Consider the following 19224-nt stretch of genomic DNA (forward strand, 5'->3'; position numbering starts at 1 on the left):
GATCGCGGGGCCCCGCCCGCGTCGCGCGCGTCGGATCTCCGGAGTTGTGCACGCAGTGCGTGACCGAACACGGCAACATTGGTCGAACCGACGGAAGGGAGCAGCGTGGCTCGGATCGGAATCGTGCGTGAGAGATCGGACGCGCGCGTCGGCGCGACACCCGCGAACGTGACAGCGCTCGTGGCGCTCGGCTACGAGGTCGTGGTCGAACGCGGGGCGGGTGCGGCGTCGTCGTTCCCGGATGCCGCGTACGAGGCATCCGGCGCACGCGTCGTCGACGCGCCGGAGGCGTGGGGGAGCGACCTCGTGCTCAAGATCGACCCGCCCACGCGCGACGAGATCGACCGGCTCGCCGACGGAGCCGCGATCGCGGCGCTGCTGTCGCCCGCGCTGCGCCCCGACCTGCTCGAGGCGCTCAGCACGCGCAGCCTCACGGCGATCGCGCTCGACGCCGTGCCCCGCATCTCGCGTGCGCAGTCGATGGATGTGCTGAGCTCGATGGCGAACATCGCCGGGTACCGTGCGATCGTCGAGGCGGCGCACGAGTTCGGGCGGTTCTTCACGGGGCAGGTGACCGCGGCCGGCAAGGTGCCGCCCGCGAAGGTGCTCGTCGCGGGTGCGGGGGTCGCCGGCCTCGCCGCGATCGGCGCCGCGTCGAGCCTCGGCGCGATCGTGCGCGCGACCGACCCCCGGCCCGAGGTCGCCGACCAGGTGCGCTCGATCGGCGGCGAGTACCTCGCGGTCGAGGCGGGTGAGCGGATGCAGTCGACCGACGGCTACGCGAAGGCGACGTCCGAGGACTACGACCGGGCCGCGGCCGAGCTCTACGCCGAGCAGGTGCGCGACGTCGACATCGTCGTCACGACGGCGCTCATCCCCGGCCGGGCCGCGCCGCGGCTCATCACGGCCGAGATGGTCGCGACCATGAAGCCGGGGAGCGTCATCGTCGACATGGCCGCCGCGCAGGGCGGCAACGTCGAGGGATCGGTCAACGGCCGGCGCACCGTCACCGAGAACGGGGTCGTGATCCTCGGGTACTCCGACCTCGCGTCGCGACTTCCGGCGCAGGCGTCGCAGCTGTACGGCACGAACCTCGTCAACCTGCTGAAGCTGCTCACGCCGAACAAGGACGGCACGCTCGTCATCGACTTCGACGACGTCGTGCAGCGCGCGGTCACCGTCGTGCGCGAGGGCGAGACGACGTGGCCACCGCCCCCGGTGTCGGTCTCGGCGCCGCCCGCACCCGCGACCGCCGCAGCGACGGCGGCCGAGCAGGCGGAGCCGAAGCGGATGCCGGTGTGGGGAAGGGCCGCGCTCATCGCCGCGGGCATCGTGGCTCTGTTCGCGATCGCCGCGATCGCGCCGCCCCCACTGCCGCAGCACCTCACAGTGCTCGTGCTGTCGGTCGTCGTCGGGTTCTACGTGATCGGCAAGGTGCATCACGCGCTGCACACGCCGCTCATGTCGGTGACCAACGCGATCTCGGGCATCATCGTCGTCGGCGCGATGCTGCAGGTCACCAGCGGTGACCCGGTCGTGCAGGCGCTCGCGTTCGCGGCGATCCTCGTCGCGAGCATCAACGTCTTCGGCGGCTTCGCTGTCACGCGGCGCATGCTGAAGATGTTCTTCCGAGAAGACGCTCCCGCTCCGAGCGCTGGGGCGACCCGGTGACGGCCGAGTCGATCGCGGCGGCCGCCTACATCGTCGCCGCGCTGCTGTTCATCATGAGCCTCGCGGGGCTCAGCCGCCACGAGAGCGCCCGCAACGGCGTCGTCTACGGCATCGTCGGCATGACGATCGCGCTCGCCGCGACGATCGTCCTCACGGTGCTCGACGCGTGGAGCGCCGGCGCCACGTTCGGGCTCGTGCTGCTCGTCGTCGCCGTCCTCATCGGGGCGGCGATCGGCCTCTGGCGCGCTCGCGTCGTCGAGATGACCGGCATGCCGCAGCTCATCGCGCTGCTGCACAGCTTCGTCGGCCTGGCGGCCGTGCTCGTGGGGTGGAACGGATACCTCGACGAGCCCGAGCTGTCGGCCGAGCTCGTCGGGATCCACCACGCCGAGGTCTTCATCGGCGTCTTCATCGGCGCCGTGACGTTCACGGGATCGATCGTCGCGTTCCTCAAGCTCTCCGCCCGTATGTCGTCGGCGCCGCTCGTGCTGCCCGGTCGCAACGCGATGAACCTCGGCGCCCTCGTCGTGTTCGTCGCACTCACCGTGTGGTTCGTGATCGACCCCCAGCTGTGGCTGCTCATCGCCGTGACGGCGCTGGCCCTCGCGCTCGGCTGGCACCTCGTGGCGTCGATCGGCGGCGGCGACATGCCCGTCGTCGTGTCGATGCTCAACAGCTACTCGGGATGGGCGGCCGCAGCGGCCGGGTTCCTGCTCAACAACGACCTGCTCATCGTCACGGGCGCGCTCGTCGGGTCATCCGGTGCGTACCTGTCGTACATCATGTGCAAGGCGATGAACCGCTCGTTCCTCTCGGTCATCGCGGGCGGTTTCGGCATCGAGGCTCCCGCGGCCTCGGACGCCGAGCACGGCGAGTACCGCGAACTCGCTCCGGACGACGTCGCGCAGCTGTTGCGGGACGCCGACAGCGTCATCATCACGCCCGGCTACGGCATGGCGGTCGCGCAGGCGCAGTATCCCGTCGCGGGGCTCACGAGCCGCCTGCGCGAGCTCGGCGTGAACGTTCGGTTCGGCATCCACCCGGTCGCCGGTCGCCTCCCCGGGCACATGAACGTGCTGCTCGCGGAGGCTCGCGTGCCGTACGACATCGTGCTCGGCATGGACGAGATCAACGACGACTTCGCGACCACCGACGTCGTGCTCGTGATCGGCGCGAACGACACCGTGAACCCCGCCGCCGCGGAGGATCCCAGCTCGCCGATCGCGGGGATGCCGGTGCTGCGCGTGTGGGAGGCCCAGCAGGTGGTCGTGTTCAAGCGCTCGATGGCGTCGGGGTACGCGGGCGTCGCGAACCCGCTGTTCTCCCGCGAGAACGCGGCCATGCTCTTCGGCGACGCCAAGCAGCGCGTGGAGGACATCCTGCGCGAGCTGTAGGCGCCGGGGAGAGGGACCCTGCAAGCGGTTGCCCCGGGCGGGCGGTGACGGATGCCGCGCCCCGCGGCATCCGCGAAATGAACGGCTTCTCACACTGTAAGCGCTTGCAGTGGGATGGACTCCACTGCTAGCGTCGGCGCAACACCGCCCCCGGCACGTCGTCGTGCCCGCCGTCATGGAGTCGCCCGTGTCAACGCAGACATCGTCCGAGACCACCGTTTCGCGCCTGCGGCGCCTCACCGCCACGATCGCCGTCGCGGCCCTCGTGGCGACGGGAAGCGTCGGCGTGATCGCCGCCCCGGCCGCCGCGGCCGATCGCACCTTCGCGCTCGTCGGCAGCCTGCAGAGCGAGCTGGGCTGCCCGGGGGACTGGCAGCCGGACTGCGCGGCGACCGAGCTCACCGCGACCGACACCGAGGGGCTGTTCGCCGCGGAGTTCGAAGTGCCCGCGGGCACGTGGGAGTACAAGGTCGCGGTCAACGACGCGTGGGACGAGTCCTACGGGCTGAACGGCGGAGGAGAGAACATCCCGCTCACGGTCGCCGGCCCCGCGACGCTGCGGTTCCTCTTCGACGACAACACGCACCGCGTCGGCCTCGAGGCGGTGAGCCTGCGCGCCGGCTTCACGGCCGACGACGACGCGCTCGTCGCTGCGCCCGTGCGCGAGCCGGGAGGGCAGGAGCAGTTCTACTTCGTCATGACCGATCGCTTCGCCAACGGCGATACCGCGAACGACACGGGCGGCATCGCCGGCGACCGGTTCGCGCACGGGTTCGACCCGGCCGACAAGGGCTTCTACCACGGCGGCGACATCGCGGGTCTGCGCGCGAACCTCGATTACATCGAGGGGCTCGGCACGACCGCGATCTGGCTCACGCCGAGCTTCATGAACCGTCCCGTGCAGGGCGAGGGCGCGAATGCGAGCGCCGGCTACCACGGGTACTGGATCACCGACTTCACGCAGATCGACCCGCATCTCGGCACGAACGCCGAGCTCGACGCGCTCATCGACGAGGCGCACGCCAAGGACATCAAGGTCTACTTCGACATCATCACGAACCACACGGCCGACGTCATCTCATACGCCGAGGGCCAGTACGGGTACCTCGACACGGCGACGAGCCCGTACCGCGACGCATCCGGCACCGAGTTCGACCTGGCGGACCACGCGGGTTCGGCGTCGTTCCCGGCGCTCGACGCCGCCACGTCGTTCCCGTACACGCCGTCCGTCGCGCCGGAGGACGCCGACGCCAAGACGCCCACGTGGCTCAACGACACGACGCTCTACCACAACCGCGGCAACACGACGTGGTCGGGTGAGTCGGTCACGCTCGGTGACTTCGATGGGCTCGACGATCTCATGACGGAGCATCCGACCGTCGTGAACGGCTTCGTCGAGGTGTACCAGGACTGGATCGACCTCGGGATCGACGGCTTCCGCATCGACACCGCGAAGCACGTGAACTTCGAGTTCTGGGAGCAGTGGACGACCGAGGTCCTCGACTACGCGCGCGACGTCGCCGGCAAGCCGGACTTCTTCATGTTCGGCGAGGTGTTCGACGCGGATCCGGTCAAGCTCGCGCCGTACGTGCGCGACACCGACATGTCCAGCGTGCTCGACTTCGCGTTCCAGTCGTCGGCGGTGAGCTTCGCGGCGGGCAACAGCGCCAAGGGGCTGCAGAGCCTGTACGCGGGCGACGACTGGTACACGACGCCGGACTCGTCGGCGAACGCGCTGCCCACGTTCCTCGGCAACCACGACATGGGCCGCGTCGGCTACATGCTGCAGTCGACTCCGGACGCGCTCGGGCGCGACCTGCTCGCGCACGAGCTCATGTTCTTCGGGCGCGGCCAGCCCGTCGTCTACTACGGCGACGAGCAGGGCTTCGCGGGCACCGGCGGCGACAAGGACGCGCGCCAGACGCTCTTCGCGAGCCAGGTGCCCTCGTACCAGAACCAGCCGCTCATCACGGGTGAGAACGCCGGCGCGGTCGACCGCTACGACACGACCGCTCCCGTCTATGAGCACATCGCCGAGCTCGCGGCCGTGCGCGAGGCGCATCCGGCACTCGTCTCGGGCGGGCAGATCGAGCGGTACGCCGACAACGGGCCGGGCGTGTACGCGTTCTCGCGCGTCGACCGTGACGACAAAGTCGAGTACCTCGTCGCGCTCAACAACACCGCGGCCGACAAGACGGTCGACCTCACGACGCTCACGGCGAGCGCATCGTTCGCGCCGGTCTACGGCACCACGACCGGGATCTCGACGGATGCGTCGGCAGCGGCATCCGTCACCGTCCCGGCCCTCTCGGCCGTCGTCTACCGCGCCGACGCGCCCGTGACGGCACCCGACGCGGCCGGTGAGATCACCGTGAGCGCGCCCGCGGCGGGCGCCGGGCTCGCGGGGTCGGTGCCTGTCGCCGCCGACGTCGACGACGCCACGTGGCAGGAGACGAGCTTCGCGTGGCGCGTCGTCGGCTCGGACGAATGGCACGCGCTCGGCACGGCGGACGACACCGACCCGCGCGTGTTCCACACGGTCGACGGCCTCGCGAACGGAACGCTGGTCGAGTACCGCGCGGTGTCGACGGATGCCGCGGGCCACCGCTCCGCTGCGTCGACGTACGCGTCGGTGGGCAACGCCGTGTCGCTCACGGTCGAGGAGGAGCCCGAATCGCCGATCGACATGGTGACGGTGCCGGGCAGCCACAACTCCGAGATCGGATGCGCCGGCGACTGGGCCCCCGGCTGCGAGGCCGCGAAGCTCACGCTGCGTGACGACGGCATCTGGGCCGGCACGTTCGACCTCGCCGCGGGCGACTACGAGTACAAGGTCGCGATCAACGGCACGTGGGACGTCAACTACGGCGCCGACGGTGTGCCCGGCGGTGCGAACATCGCGTTCTCGCACGCGGGCGGGCCGATCACGTTCTACTTCGACCCGCGTACGAACATCGTGCAGTCGACCGCGGAGGGTCCGATCGTGACGCTGCCGGGCTCGGCGCAGAGCGAGCTCGGATGCTCCGGCGACTGGGCGCCCGACTGCCTCGTGACGCTCATGGCAGACGGCGACAAGGACGGCGTGTATGAGTTCGCGACCGACCAGACCCCGGCCGGCGCCTACGAGGTCAAGGTCGCGCACGGGCTGAGCTGGGCCGAGAACTACGGCGTCGACGGAGTGCGCGACGGTGCGAACTACTCGTACAGCGCGAGCGAGGGCAAGCTCATCGTGTTCCGCTACACGCTCGCGACCCACGTGCTCGAGATCGAGGTCACCGACCCGCCGCTCGCGGGCACGGGGGAGCTGCGCGCGCACTGGATCGACGCGGACACGATCGCGTGGCCGGCGAACCTCGGCGCACCCGCCGAGGGTGCGATGTGGCGGCTTCACGCATCGACGGATGCCGCGCTCGCACTCGCCGACGGCGAGGTCACGGGCGGCGACACCTACGACCTGACCCTGGTCGAGGGCGGCCTGACGGATGCGCAGAAGGCGACCTTCCCCGCACTCGCGGGCTTCGTGGCGCTGCGGGTCGAAGGCGTCGACGAAGCGGCCGCGCTCAAGGGGCAGCTCATGGTGTCGCAGCGCGACGCGGACGGCGCGCTGACGGCGTTCACGGGCGTGCAGATCCCGGGCGTCCTCGATGACCTGTACGCGGATGCGGTCGCAGGCGCCGACCTCGGCGTGACGTTCCGGGGAGGCAAGCCCACGTTCCGCGTGTGGGCTCCGACGGCGCAGTCCGCGACGCTGCTCTCGTGGGACCCTTCGACAGGCTCGGGGACCGGTGGGGATGAACCGCAGCGCCACGCGGCGGCGTGGGATGCGGCATCCGGTGTCTGGACCGTCAACGGCAGGAACGCGCTCAAGGGCGACGAGTACGTGTGGGAGGTCGTCGTCTACGCGCCGACGACGGGCGCGATCGAGACGAACCTCGTGACCGACCCGTACTCGGTCGCGCTCACGACCAATTCGAAGCGCTCGGTCGCGATCGACCTCGACGACAGGCAGTGGCGGCCGAAGGCGTGGGAGAAGACGAAGAGCCCGTCGATCGCCCGGCCGGTCGATCGTGCGATCTACGAGCTGCACGTGCGCGACTTCTCGATCACCGACGAGACGGTGCCCGAGGCCGAGCGCGGCACCTATCGCGCGTTCACGCGCGACAGCGCGGGCACGGCGCAGCTGCGTCAGCTCGCCGACGCCGGCATCAACACCGTGCACCTGCTGCCGACCTTCGACATCGCCACGATCGAGGAGGACCGCTCGAAGCAGGCGGTGCCGGACTGCGACCTCGCGTCGTTCGCGCCCGACAGCACGGAGCAGCAGGCGTGCATCGAGGCGGTCGCCGACGCGGACGGCTTCAACTGGGGCTACGACCCGTACCACTACTCGGTTCCCGAGGGCTCGTACGCGGTCGATCCCGAGGGAGGCGCTCGCGTCGCGGAGTTCCGCGAGATGGTCGGGGCGCTGCACGGCATGGGCCTGCAGGTCGTGCTCGACCAGGTGTTCAACCACACGGCGCAGTCGGGGCAGGGCGAGAAGTCGGTGCTCGACAAGCTCGTGCCCGGCTACTACCAGCGTCTCAACCTCGCGGGCGGCGTCGAGACCTCGACGTGCTGCCAGAACGTCGCGACCGAGCACGAGATCGCCGAGAAGCTCATGGTCGACTCGGTCGTGCTGTGGGCGCGTGAGTACAAGGTCGACGGCTTCCGCTTCGACCTCATGGGTCACCATTCGAAGGCGAACATGCTCGCGATCCGCGAGGCGCTCGACGCGCTCACCGTGAAGAGGGACGGCGTCGACGGCTCGAGGATCTACCTGTACGGCGAGGGCTGGAACTTCGGCGAGGTCGCGAACAATGCGCTCTTCGAGCAGGCGACGCAGGGCCAGCTGGGCGACACGGGCGTCGGCACGTTCAGCGACCGGCTGCGCGACGCGGTGCACGGCGGCAGCCCCGTCGCATCCGAGACGATCCAGCAGCAGGGCTTCGGAACGGGCCTCGGCACCGATCCGAACGGCGCGCCGATCAACGGCACGCCCGAGCAGGCGCTCGCGGATCTCGCGCACCAGACCGATCTCGTGAAGCTCGGCCTCGCGGGCAACCTCCGCGACTACGCGCTGACCGACCACACGGGCACAGTCAGGGCGGGTGACGAGCTCGACTACCGCGGCTCGCCCGCGGGGTACGCCGACCAGCCCGACGAGATCATCACGTACGTCGACGCGCACGACAACGAGACGCTGTACGACTTGTCGGTGCTGAAGCTTCCCGCCGACACGCCCATGGCCGACCGCGTCCGCATGAACACGCTGTCGCTGGCGACCACGGTGTTCGCGCAGACCCCGTCGTTCTGGCACGCCGGCACGGAGCTGCTGCGTTCGAAGTCGCTCGATCGCAACAGCTACAACTCGGGCGACTGGTTCAACCGCATCGACTGGACCGGGCAGGAGTCGACGTTCGGCTCGGGCCTCCCTCGCGCGGCCGACAACCAGGACTCGTGGGCGATCAAGCAGCCGCTCCTGGCCAACCCGGCGAACAAGCCCGGTGCGTCCGACATCGCGACCGCCGAGGCATCCGCCCTCGATCTGCTGCGAGTGCGCGAAGAGGTGGGCCTGCTGCGTCTCGGGTCTGCCGAGCTCATCGACGCGAAGGTCACCTTCCCGGGAAGTGGACCGGATGCCGCACCCGGCCTCATCGCGATGCTCATCGACGACCGGGCAGGCGCCGACGTCGATGCGAAGCTCGACGGCGCACTCGTGGTCTTCAACGCGGGGGTCGAGCCGGTGACCCAGGCTGTACCGGGGCTCGAAGGGCGTTCGTTCGCGCTGACGCCCGCGCTCGCGAACGGCTCGGACCCCGTCGTGAAGACGACGACCTGGGACGCCGCGACCGGCACGATCACGATCCCCGCGCGCACCGCCGCAGTGCTCGTCGAGCGCGAGCCCGTCGCGACGCACACGCTCGTCGCGCCGACGAGGCTGCTCGCGAAGGCGGGCACCGCGGTGCCGGTGTCGGGCCGCATCGTCGCGGAGGACGGCTCGGCGCCCGTGGGCACCGTGACCGTGACCGACAACGGCAAGGTGGTCGCGACGGTCGAGCTCGATGGGGCGTCGAAGGGCAGGGTCGACGTGAAGGTGACGCTGCCGGAGCGGGGCATCCACCTCATCCGCACGACCTTCACAGGACAGGGCGCACACCGGGACTCGGGAGCGCTGATCCCGATCCCGGTGATCGTGTACTGACGGGAGCCCTCTCGCCTGGCCGCGCGGCCAGGATGGCCTGTTACTTGGATGTCCAAGTATCATGGGAGTCGTGCCAACGACGGCACACGGGCCGAACGCCCCCACGAAGGGCCGGTCCGGGTTGTGAACCGAGGAGACCCCCATGGCGACCACCCTGAGCAACCCCGCGATGACCGCGGAGGAGCGAGCAGCGATCATCGAGGCGGTGCGCGAGTTCGCGCAGACCGAGCTCGAGCCGAAAGCGATCGAGTGGGACGAGAAGTCCCACTTCCCGAGAGACGTCCTCCAGCGAGCCGGTGAGCTCGGCATCGGCGGCATCACGGTCCGCGAGAAGTCGGGTGGCACCGGGCTCGCCCGCGTCGACGCGGCCGCCGTCTACGAGGAGCTCGCGAAGGGCGACCCCGCGATCGCGTCGTACATCTCGATCCACAACATGGTCGCGTGGATGATCGACACCTACGGCAACGACGCCCAGCGGGCCGAGTGGCTTCCGACCCTCACCTCGATGCAGGGCTTCGGCGCGTACTGCCTCACCGAGCCGGGAGCGGGGTCGGATGCCGCGGCCATCGCGACCTCCGCGATCCGCGACGGCGACGAGTACGTCATCACGGGTGTGAAGCAGTTCATCTCGGGCGGGGGTGAGGCATCCGTCTATGTCGTCATGGCCCGCACCGGCGACCCCGGCGCCCGCGGGATCACCGCGTTCGTCGTGCCGGACGGCACGCCGGGCCTGTCGTTCGGCCAGCTCGAGAAGAAGATGGGCTGGCACGCGCAGCCGACCCGTCAGGTGATCCTCGACGAGGTGCGCGTGCCCGCCGACGCCGTGCTCGGCGAGCTCGGCCAGGGCTTCAAGATCGCGATGAACGGTCTCAACGGCGGTCGCATCAACATCGCCGCGTGCTCGATCGGCGGTGCGCAGTGGGCGCTCGACAAGGCGCGTCGCTACGTGCACGAGCGGTTCACGTTCGGCGAGCCGCTCGCCGAGAAGCAGTCCGTCGTCTTCACGCTCGCCGACATGACGACTGAGCTGCACGCGGCGCGCCTCATGGTGCAGGACGCCGCCACCGCGCTCGACCAGAAGGAGCCGGATGCCGCGGTCCGCGCCGCGATGGCGAAGCGCTTCGCGACCGACGTCGGCTTCCGCGTCGCGAATGCGGCGCTGCAGCTTCACGGCGGCTACGGCTACCTGCAGGATTACGGCATCGAGAAGGTGGTGCGCGACCTGCGCGTGCACCAGATCCTGGAAGGGACGAACGAGATCATGCGCGTCATCATCGGCCGTGACCTGCTGGAGCGTGCCTCGTGACCGCCGTCGAACAGGGCGCTCGCGTCGCATTCCTCGGACTCGGGCACATGGGCCTGCCGATGGCCCGCAACCTGAAGTCCGCCGGGTACGACGTCGTCGGCTTCGACGTGTCGCAGACCGCCATGCAGGCCGCGAACGAGGCCGGCGTCGAGACGGCGTCGTCAGGGCCGGATGCGGCGGCCACCGCGCGCGTCGTCATCACGATGTTCCAGACGGGCGCCCAGGTGCTCGCCGCCTACTCGGGCCGCGACGGGGTCGACGGACTCGTCGACGTCGCGAAGCCCGGCACGCTGTTCATCGACTGCTCGACGATCTCGGTCGACGAGGCGCGCGAAGCGCACACGCTCGCGGAGGTCGCCGGGCACCGCGCCCTCGACGCGCCCGTGTCGGGGGGTGTCGTCGGCGCCGAGAACGCGACGCTCGCGTTCATGGTCGGCGGAGGCGACGAGGACTTCGAGGCGGCACGCCCGCTGCTCGAGGCGATGGGCCGCCGGGTCGTGCACTGCGGCGGCGACGGCCTCGGCCAGGCCGCGAAGGTGTGCAACAACATGATCCTCGCGGTGTCACAGATCGCCGTCGCCGAGGCGTTCGTGCTGGGGGAGCGGCTGGGGCTCACGCATCAGGCGCTCTTCGACGTCGCCTCGAACGCGTCGGGCAAGTGCTGGGCTCTCACGACGAACTGCCCTGTGCCGGGACCGGTGCCGACGTCGCCCGCGAACCGCGACTACCAGCCCGGCTTCGCCGGGTCGCTCATGGCGAAGGACCTCGGCCTCGCCGAGCGGGCGATCGAGTCGACCGGCGTCGACGCGAAGCTCGGGCTCATGGCGCGCGAGATCTACAAGGAGTTCGCGGAGGGGCAGGGCGCGAACCAGGACTTCTCCGGGATCATCAACACGGTCCGGGCCGCCTCCGGAGATCGTCTCTGACGCGACTCAGGCGTCGGGTCGCGTCTCGGAGTTCGGGTCGGCACTCGGCTCGGCGTCCTCGAAGTCGCCGGCATCGCGGCGCATGCGCGTGATGAGGTCGACAAGCTGCTCGGCGTCTCCGCGAGTGAGCCCCGGACGTTCGAAGACGGCTCGGTTGAGGGCCGCCGTCGCGCGCTCCGACAGTTCCCGTCCGGCGTCGGTGAGCACGACGAGGGTCGCGCGTCCGTCGCCGGGGTGGGGCTCGCGCCGCACGAGCCCGACGGCCTCGAGCCGGTCGACCGTGTTCGTGACGCTCGCCGGATGCACCTGGAGGCGCGCGCTGGCGGAGACCATCGGCATCCGTCCGGAGCTCGAGAAGCTCAACAGAGTGAGCAGCTCGTAGCGCGCGAACGTGAGCTGCAAGGGGCGCAGCGTCTCGTCGACGCGCGCCAGGAAGAGCTGGTGCGCCCGCATGATCGACGTCACCGCCGACATGCCGGGCGCGGCATCCGCCCACCCGTGCGCGATCCACTGGCGCTGCGCCTCGGCGATCGGGTCGATCGGCAGTCGTCTGTTGCGGGCCACGGCTACCTCCGGATTCAGACTAGCCAGCGCGCTCTCGCGGCCGGAACCGGCCTGCGTCACGCGCCCTTGGGCAGCCCGAGAATCCGCTCCGCGATGATGTTGCGCTGGATCTCGGATGTCCCGCCGTAGATCGTCGCGGCCATCGACTCCAGGTACTCGTCGAACTGCGCACGGGGCGCGTGGCCGCCGACGCCGCCGACCTCCAGGGCGAAGCGCGCCGCCTCCTGCACGGACTCGGATCCGTAGAGCTTCAGGATGCCCGCCAGCGGCGTCTCGCTGCCCGCCACCCGCGCGCCGACCGTTCGGATGCCGGTCAGTCGGATGGCTTCCGTCTCGGCCAGCAGGCGACCGAGACGCACGTGGCTGTGCGCGCCCGGCGCGGGTCCCCGAAGCACGGGGTCCAGCGCGCGCTGCATCTCGAGCCAGTTGTTGATCCAGATCATGTCGCGCTCGTGATCGAGCGCCGACATCGCGACCCGCCATCCGCCGTTCACTTCGCCGAGGACGTTCTCGGCGGGGATCTCGACGTCGTCGAGGAACACCTCGCAGAACGTCTCGATGCTGGAGCCCGCGGTTCGGATCGGTCGCGCGGTGACACCGGGTGCGTCCATGTCGAGGATGAGGCAGGTGATGCCGCGATGCTTCGGAGCATCGGGGTCGGTGCGGACGTAGAGCGTGCACCACCGGGACTCGTCGGCCTGCGTCGTCCAGACTTTCTGGCCGTTCACGACGAAGACGTCATCGCGGCGGATCGCTGTGGTCCGGAGCGACGCGAGGTCAGAGCCGGCGCCCGGTTCGGACATCCCCAGCGCCCACCACGCCTCGCCGCGCAGCGTCGGGCGCAGGTACTTCTCCTGCTGGGCCGCGGTGCCGAACTGCACGAGCGCGGGCGCCACGACCCCCGTCGCCTGGATGTTCATCTGCCGCGGCACGCGACGCACGGCTCCCTCGATGCGGACGGAGAGCGCCTCGGTGAGGGCGAGGTCGCGGCCGCCGCGCTCGCGCGGCCACTCGGGCACGAGCCACCCTTCGTCGAAGCACGCCGCCTGGAAGTGGGCGCGCAGCTCCACGTCGTCGCGGTAGTCCGCGTAGCGCTCGTCGTAGTCGGACGGCAGGGCGTCGGCCAGGAACATACGGTAGTCGTCGAGCGAGGTCATCGCGCGGATCCTTCCGTGAGGCTTTCGGCGCCGGCGGCGGCGTACAGGTCATCGGCGTTGCCGAGGAACGCCGCAGTGTGCCGGGCGCGGCGGACGAACAGCGGCGCGTCGGACTCCCACGTGAGGCCCATTGCGCCCAGCAGCTGCACCTGCAGATCGGAGCAGCGCACGGCGGCATCGGCGGCCGCCGCCTTGGCGAGCATGCCGAGGCGCCGTGAGTCCGCCCCGAGCGGGGCCGTCGAGGCCTCGACGGCGGCGCCCAGTGTGAGGCTGCGCGCGCGCTCCACCAGGACGTACGCGTCGGCGAGGAGGTGCTTCACGGCCTGGAACGAGCCGATGGTGCGCCCGAACTGCTCGCGTGTGAGGACGTGGCCGATCGCGCCGTCGAGTGCGCCCGCGGCGACGCCGACCAGATCCGCGGCGACGCAGACGCGGGCCGGGGCGAGGACCGACTCGCAGTCGGAGTCCACTTCGTGCTCGTCGATGACGGCCGCATCGGCGAACTCCACGGCGGCACGGGAGTCATCTACTCCCTGCACCGGGCGGCGATCGGCCGAGGCGACGGAGAGGACACGGATGCGGCACCCCCCGTCCCTCGCGTCGACAGCCACCGAGGTGGTCGCTGTGCGGCCGTCGAAGCCCAGCCATCGCGCTGCGCCGCGCGGCACCGCGATGGTCGAGGGCTGCGTCGGGGGCTCGGTGACCGGCGCTCCGATCGCGAGGAGGGTCTGGGTCGCGGCTGCCGTCGCGAGGAGGGGCACGGGGAGGAGTGCCCGCCCTGCCTGCTCGAGAACCGCGGCAAGGTCGACCAGCGAGCCCAGTCCGTCCACGGACTCAGGCAGCCCGATCGCGGTGTAGCCCTGCTCCACGACAGGCTGCCAGAGGTGATCGGCCGGCTCGCGTCCGACGGCCGCGCGGACCTCGGCGGTGGAGAACAAAGCGGCGAAGTGCTCGCGGGCCGCCTCCTCGAGTTCGAGAGTCTGCTCCGAGGGCACATAGAGATTCCAATCGATCTCGCTCGCCGCCGACGTGGTGACCATGATTCCTTCTTTCAATCTTTTACAAGATTACGCCAAATCTGAGTGTAGCGTGTCGCCCGCGAGGGGCGGGACGGATCGTCTTCGACACCGATATGTTTGCCACGGAGAGCAAAGGGCGGCCCGTGAGCGAAATGTCGGAGAGATCGTTCAACCATCGCTTCGGCATGTCCTCGCGAGTGGCGGAGTCCATCGCCGCCGATCTGCGCAAGCGCATCCTCCGCGGCGACGCCGATGGCGAGCCCCTCCCGCGGCAAGACGACCTGACCCGACAGTACGGCGTGAGCGGGCCGTCGCTGCGCGAAGCGCTCCGCATTCTGGAGGCCGAGGGGCTCATCACCGTACGTCGTGGCAAGTTCGGCGGAGCATACGTGCACAAGCCGGACTGGTCGTCGGCCGCCTACGCACTGGCCCTCTCACTGCAGGGTCAGGGTGCCACGCTCACCGACCTCGCCCGATCGCTGCTCGTATTCGAGCCGATGTGCGCGGCGGGCTGCGCATCCCGTCCGGACCGCGCCGAGACGATCGTGCCCGAGCTCAAGGGCAATCTCGCCGACACCGAGGCGCGCATCGGCGACTCCGTGCGGTTCTCCGCCTCGGCCCGCAGGTTCCACGACCTGCTGGTCGGAGGTCTCGCCGAGGAGTCGCTGCGATTGATCGTGCGCAGCATGGTCGCCATCTGGTCGATCCAGGAGCAGATCTGGGCCGAGACGGTGACTGCGTCCGCTCAGTATCCGGAGCCGGAATCGCAGCGCGAGGCCTATCGAACCCACGCCGCTATGCTCCGCCTGATCGAGGACGGCGATGTGGAAGGCGCGCGACGGCTCAGCGTCACGCACCTCGAGGCGAGCCAGGCGATCGTGCTGAAGCGGTTCGGCGGCGAGGTCGTCGACGCGTCATCCCTCGCGGCGGTGCAGGCGTTCAAGAGCCTCTGACGCCTCCGGCGCGCTCCGCGAATGCGGACTCAGAGCTTGTCCAGCGACGCCGCGCGTCCGCCGACGGCGGCAGCGAGGAGGAGTCCCGCGGCCGTCACCGCCGACATGATGATGGCGATCGTCGCGACCATCGGGTATGAACCGCGCGACCACTGGTCGTACAGCAGCGTGCCGAGTACCTGCACACGTGTCGATCGCACGAACATCGACGCGGCGAACTCGTGGGTGAGGATGACGAACATGAGGATGCTCGCGCCGGCGAGCGCCCCGCGCATCATCGGCACCATGACGCCGAGATGTGTCCGCAGCACGCCGGCTCCGCTTGCTCGGGCGGCATCCTCGTAGGTGGAGCCCAGCGTCATCCGCGCCGTGAGCTGGAGGCGGACCGTGAAGGGCAGCACCAGCACCACATAGACGAGGATCATGAGCAGCGGCGTCCCGTACAGCATGAATGGATTGCCCAGGTACACGTACAGGAAGCCGACGCCGAAGACGACGGCCGGAACGCCGAGGGGAACCTGGGTGATCGTGTCGATGATCGCGCGCACCACCGCGTTGCCCCGGCGCCGGTAGAGCACCTCGGTGAGCAGGTATCCGAGCGGCAGCGCTATCCCCATGGCCGCCAGCGATACGACGACGCTCGTGGTCAGCGCGTTGATGACGGCGGGGTCGTCGAAGGCCTTGAAGTAGTTGTCGAAGGTGAGTCTCGTGAGATCGACGGAGGAGGTCCAGAACGGCGAGAGCGAGACGAGGATGAGCGCGAGGAACGGCAGCACCAGGGTGACGATGCCGTAGACGATGATCGCCGGGGCGGCCAGGGGCGACGGCTTCAGCGGCCGCGTCGCACCGCGGGTGCCCGCGGTGACGAACCTGAAGTCGCGGCGAAGAAGGATTCGCTGGGCCACGATGAAGACGATTCCCGCGACGAGGAGAGGGGAGGCGACCGCGGCGGAGAGCGGGAAGTCGACCGGGGACTCGCCGCCGAAGCGGTAGACCTCGGTGGCGAGTACGCGAATGCCCTCGCGAGTTCCGAGGAACTGTGGTGCGGTGAGCTGGCCGAGTCCGAGAAGCATGGCGAACGCCGCCGAATACACCAGCGCGGGCCGCAGGAGCGGGATCACGATGAGGACGAAGGTGCGAACTGGTCCGGCGCCGGCGATCAAGGACGCTTCGATGCTCTCGTAGTTGAACTGGCGAAGGCTCGACTGGACGAACAGGAAGATCAGCGGTACGAGCTGGATGCCGGTGACGAGGATGACGCCCGCGACGGTGTACACGTTGAGCGGACCGGCCGGCAGCCCGACTTCGGGCTGCTCGACGTGGACGAACGGCAGCTGACGCAGCAGGAGGTTGATGTAGCCGACCTGCGGCGAGAAGAGGAACGCCCAGCCGACGACGACGGCCACCGCCGGGAGCACCATGGGCAGGATGGGGATCGTCGCCAGCCAGCGCATCCCCTGCGGCAGCCGCATCGCGAACCACGCGAGCAGCGTGCCGAGTCCGACGGCGATGACCAGGGACCCGGCCCCGAGGAGGAGGGTGGTGAACAGGGTCTGACCCAGGTTGGGCAGGGCGATGGCCTCGCGATACGCCTCGGCGCCGTTCTCCAGTGCGAGGTACTGCAGCCTTCCGAGCGGGAACAGCACGAGGTACGCGAGGATCAGCACCAGCCCGGTCGACAGCCCGTGCCGGCGCACCCACAGGCCGAGCCTGCTCGCAGGACGTGTGTCCTCGCCGCTGGTCGGCGCGGCGGCCGTCAATGTCGACTCGATGGCCATGAGTTATACGTTAATAATCTTTATATAAAAAAGTCAACGTCGCGCTACAGTGACTGCTATGGCGACGTCCCTCTTCATCGTGCACACCAATCCGGTCGAGGGCCGCGAGTCGGAGTTCGAGGACTGGTACACCAACCGCCACCTCGCCGACGTCGTGGCGATCCCCGGGTTCGTCCGTGCGCGCCGCTACCGCCTCGCCGACGCGCAGTTCGCCCCGCTCGCAGACTTCCGCTACGCCGCGGTGTATGAGATCGACGGCGATCCGGCCGATGCCATGCGAGCGCTGCGCCACGCGCTGAAGGCGGGACTCGAAGTCTCCTCGTCGATGGCGCAGCCGGTGTACGCCACCGTGTACGAGCCCATCACCGAGTGGGTCACCGAACAGCACACATGATCAGCGCCCCCCTCGTGGCGACGGTCGCCATCCTCGTGCTCGCGCTCGTCGCGTTCGCGTGGGGGCGCCTCTCGGCCGCCGTCATCGCCGTGGGCGTCGCGCTCGCGCTCTGGGCGACCGGTGTCCTGACTCTTCCGGAGGCGCTCGCGGGCTTCGCGAATCCGACGGTCATGTTCATCGCCGCGCTGTTCGTCGTGAGCGAGAGCCTCGATGCGACGGGCGTGTCGGCACGCGTCGGGCGTATCGTCGTCGAGCATTCGGGTACGAGTCCGGCACGGCCGCTCGTCATCCTGATGCTGATCCAGTCGGCGCTCAGCGCCGTGATGAGCGTCAGCGGTGCGGTGGCGACGATGCTGCCGGTCGCGGTGATCATCGCGACGCGCCTGGCCGTCCCGCCCTCGCGGCTGCTCATGCCGATGCTGTTCGCGACCCACGCCGGGTCGATGCTCGTGCTGACCGGGACTCCCGTCAACGTCATCGTGTCCGAGCTGGCCGCAAAGGAGACGGGCACGCCCTTCGGGTTCTTCGACTTCGCCGTCGCGGGCGTGCCGCTGGTCATCGGGACCGTGGTGCTGTCCGTGCTGCTCCGGCGGTGGCTGCTGCCGGATCGTCCGGCATCGACTCCGTCGCGTGACCTGCTCGCGCTGACGGACGCGCTCGTGGGCTCGTTGAGCGGCGACGACGAGGTCTCGTGCGTCCGAGTCGTCGCCGGCTCGTCGCTCGTCGGCCGCGCATGCGCCGAGGTGCTCGCGTCTCCCTCGGCCGGCATCCGCGTTCTCACCATCCGCGACACGGCGGGGAAGCCGAAGCGGCCCGATGCCGCTCTGGCCGTCGGCGACGTGCTGACGGTGCGGGCGCCCGGGCAGGCGCTCGCCGATGCGCGCCCGCGTCTCGGGGTCGTCGAGGCCGGGTCCGGTCCGGGGACGGCGCTGGTCGACGGCCGGATGGGCATCGCGGAGTTCGTCGTGGCACCTCGGTCTCGACTGGTCGGCGTCGCCGCGTTCCCGGGCATGGTCATCGGAGCGGGCGACCTCGTGGTTCTCGCAGTGCATCGCGACAGCATCGAGCCGGATGCCCCGACCGTCGAGCTCGGAGTCGGTGACGTGCTCCTCCTCCATGGCTCGTGGGATGCACTGGATGCCATCGGCTCCGAAAGGGACCTGCTCGTCGTCGAGGACCCCGTCGCGATCCGCCGGCAGGTCGCCCCGATCGGACGCAAGGGGTGGATCGCGCTCGGCATCCTCATCGCGATGGTGGCCGCCCTCGCATGCGATCTCGTCCCGGCCGCGGTCGGAGCGCTGCTCGCCGCCGGCGCGGTCATCATCCTCAGGATCGTCCCGGCCGAGCGGGCCTTCCGCTCGATCTCGTGGCCGACCGTCATCCTCGTGGCCGGCCTGATCCCGATCAGCACCGCGTTCGCCGTGACCGGGCTCGACAACCTCATCGGCAGTGCGATCGTGAGCTTCGTCGGTCCTGCCGGACCCCACGGAGCCCTGCTCGCGCTGTGTGTCGTCGTGCTGATCCTCGGGCAGGTGATGAGCAACACCGCAACCGTCCTGGTCGTCGCGCCGGTCGCCGTCTCGGTTGCGTCACTCATGGAGGTGTCGGCTCTGCCGTTCCTGATGGCCCTGACCGTTTCGGGGGCCGCTTCCCTGCTCACGCCCGTCGCGACGGCCGCCAACCTCGTCATCCAGGAGCCGGGAAGCTATCGATTCTCCGACTACCTCCGATTCGGAGCACCGCTCGCGGTGCTGTATCTCGCCGTCGCGGTCCTCATCGTGCCGCTCGTCTGGCCGTTCTGACACCGCGACCCCGAGCGGG

Annotated in this window: 12 protein-coding genes; 8 read left to right on the forward strand and 4 right to left on the reverse strand. The window is 69.9% G+C overall.

The annotated features are described in order from the left end of the window. The first annotated feature begins 105 nt into the window (after positions 1 to 105). The 5 genes from BJ991_RS04030 to mmsB all read left to right on the forward strand — a co-directional run bounded on the left by BJ991_RS04030 (position 106) and on the right by mmsB (position 11538). Positions 106 to 1671 carry a Re/Si-specific NAD(P)(+) transhydrogenase subunit alpha gene (locus BJ991_RS04030; RefSeq protein ID WP_179487685.1) on the forward strand — a complete coding sequence of 522 codons (1566 nt, stop codon included), beginning with the start codon at positions 106 to 108 and terminating at the stop codon, positions 1669 to 1671. After that, entirely contained in the window at positions 1668 to 3065 is a 1398-nt protein-coding gene (gene pntB, locus BJ991_RS04035; protein WP_179487687.1) for a Re/Si-specific NAD(P)(+) transhydrogenase subunit beta, read from the forward strand. Before BJ991_RS04030 ends, pntB begins: the two co-directional genes overlap by 4 nt. A gap of 175 nt (positions 3066 to 3240) precedes the next feature. Next, on the forward strand, positions 3241 to 9306 hold the full coding sequence (gene pulA, locus BJ991_RS04040; protein ID WP_179492480.1) for a pullulanase-type alpha-1,6-glucosidase: 6066 nt from the start codon (positions 3241 to 3243) through the stop codon (positions 9304 to 9306). Between the two features lie 142 nt (positions 9307 to 9448). Beyond that, positions 9449 to 10612 (forward strand): acyl-CoA dehydrogenase family protein, encoded by a 1164-nt coding sequence (locus BJ991_RS04045; RefSeq protein WP_179487689.1) that lies wholly within the window; start codon positions 9449 to 9451, stop codon positions 10610 to 10612. Next, entirely contained in the window at positions 10609 to 11538 is a 930-nt protein-coding gene (mmsB, locus tag BJ991_RS04050; protein ID WP_343048645.1) for a 3-hydroxyisobutyrate dehydrogenase, read from the forward strand. The genes BJ991_RS04045 and mmsB overlap by 4 nt, the downstream gene beginning before the upstream one ends. A gap of 6 nt (positions 11539 to 11544) precedes the next feature. On the opposite strand, the gene BJ991_RS18175 is transcribed toward mmsB, so the two are convergent. Genes BJ991_RS18175 through BJ991_RS04060 form a run of 3 tightly spaced genes read right to left on the reverse strand, consistent with a single transcriptional unit; the run spans position 11545 to position 14299 of the window. Then, entirely contained in the window at positions 11545 to 12102 is a 558-nt protein-coding gene (locus BJ991_RS18175; RefSeq protein WP_218853399.1) for a MarR family transcriptional regulator, read from the reverse strand. A 56-nt stretch (positions 12103 to 12158) separates the two neighbouring features. Next, positions 12159 to 13259, reverse strand: a complete 1101-nt coding sequence (locus tag BJ991_RS18180; RefSeq protein WP_218852858.1) for an acyl-CoA dehydrogenase family protein — start codon at positions 13257 to 13259, stop codon at positions 12159 to 12161. After that, positions 13256 to 14299 carry an acyl-CoA dehydrogenase family protein gene (locus BJ991_RS04060; protein WP_179487693.1) on the reverse strand — a complete coding sequence of 348 codons (1044 nt, stop codon included), beginning with the start codon at positions 14297 to 14299 and terminating at the stop codon, positions 13256 to 13258. Before BJ991_RS04060 ends, BJ991_RS18180 begins: the two co-directional genes overlap by 4 nt. A gap of 164 nt (positions 14300 to 14463) precedes the next feature. Between BJ991_RS04060 and BJ991_RS04065 the strand changes: the two genes are divergently transcribed. After that, a complete protein-coding gene (locus BJ991_RS04065; RefSeq protein ID WP_179487695.1) occupies positions 14464 to 15231 on the forward strand; it encodes a FadR/GntR family transcriptional regulator in 768 nt (255 codons plus the stop codon). 29 nt (positions 15232 to 15260) lie between these two features. Here the strand turns inward: BJ991_RS04065 and BJ991_RS04070 are convergent, their stop codons facing one another. Further along, entirely contained in the window at positions 15261 to 17009 is a 1749-nt protein-coding gene (locus BJ991_RS04070) for an ABC transporter permease (RefSeq protein WP_179487697.1), read from the reverse strand. A 58-nt stretch (positions 17010 to 17067) separates the two neighbouring features. Between BJ991_RS04070 and BJ991_RS04075 the strand changes: the two genes are divergently transcribed. Then, positions 17068 to 17403 (forward strand): DUF4286 family protein, encoded by a 336-nt coding sequence (locus BJ991_RS04075; protein ID WP_179487699.1) that lies wholly within the window; start codon positions 17068 to 17070, stop codon positions 17401 to 17403. Then, positions 17400 to 19205, forward strand: coding sequence for an SLC13 family permease (locus BJ991_RS04080; RefSeq protein WP_179487701.1), 1806 nt, complete (start codon positions 17400 to 17402; stop codon positions 19203 to 19205). Before BJ991_RS04075 ends, BJ991_RS04080 begins: the two co-directional genes overlap by 4 nt. Positions 19206 to 19224: the final 19 nt, after the last annotated feature.

Source organism: Microbacterium immunditiarum, from assembly GCF_013409785.1.
GTDB classification, from domain to species: Bacteria; Actinomycetota; Actinomycetes; order Actinomycetales; family Microbacteriaceae; genus Microbacterium; species Microbacterium immunditiarum.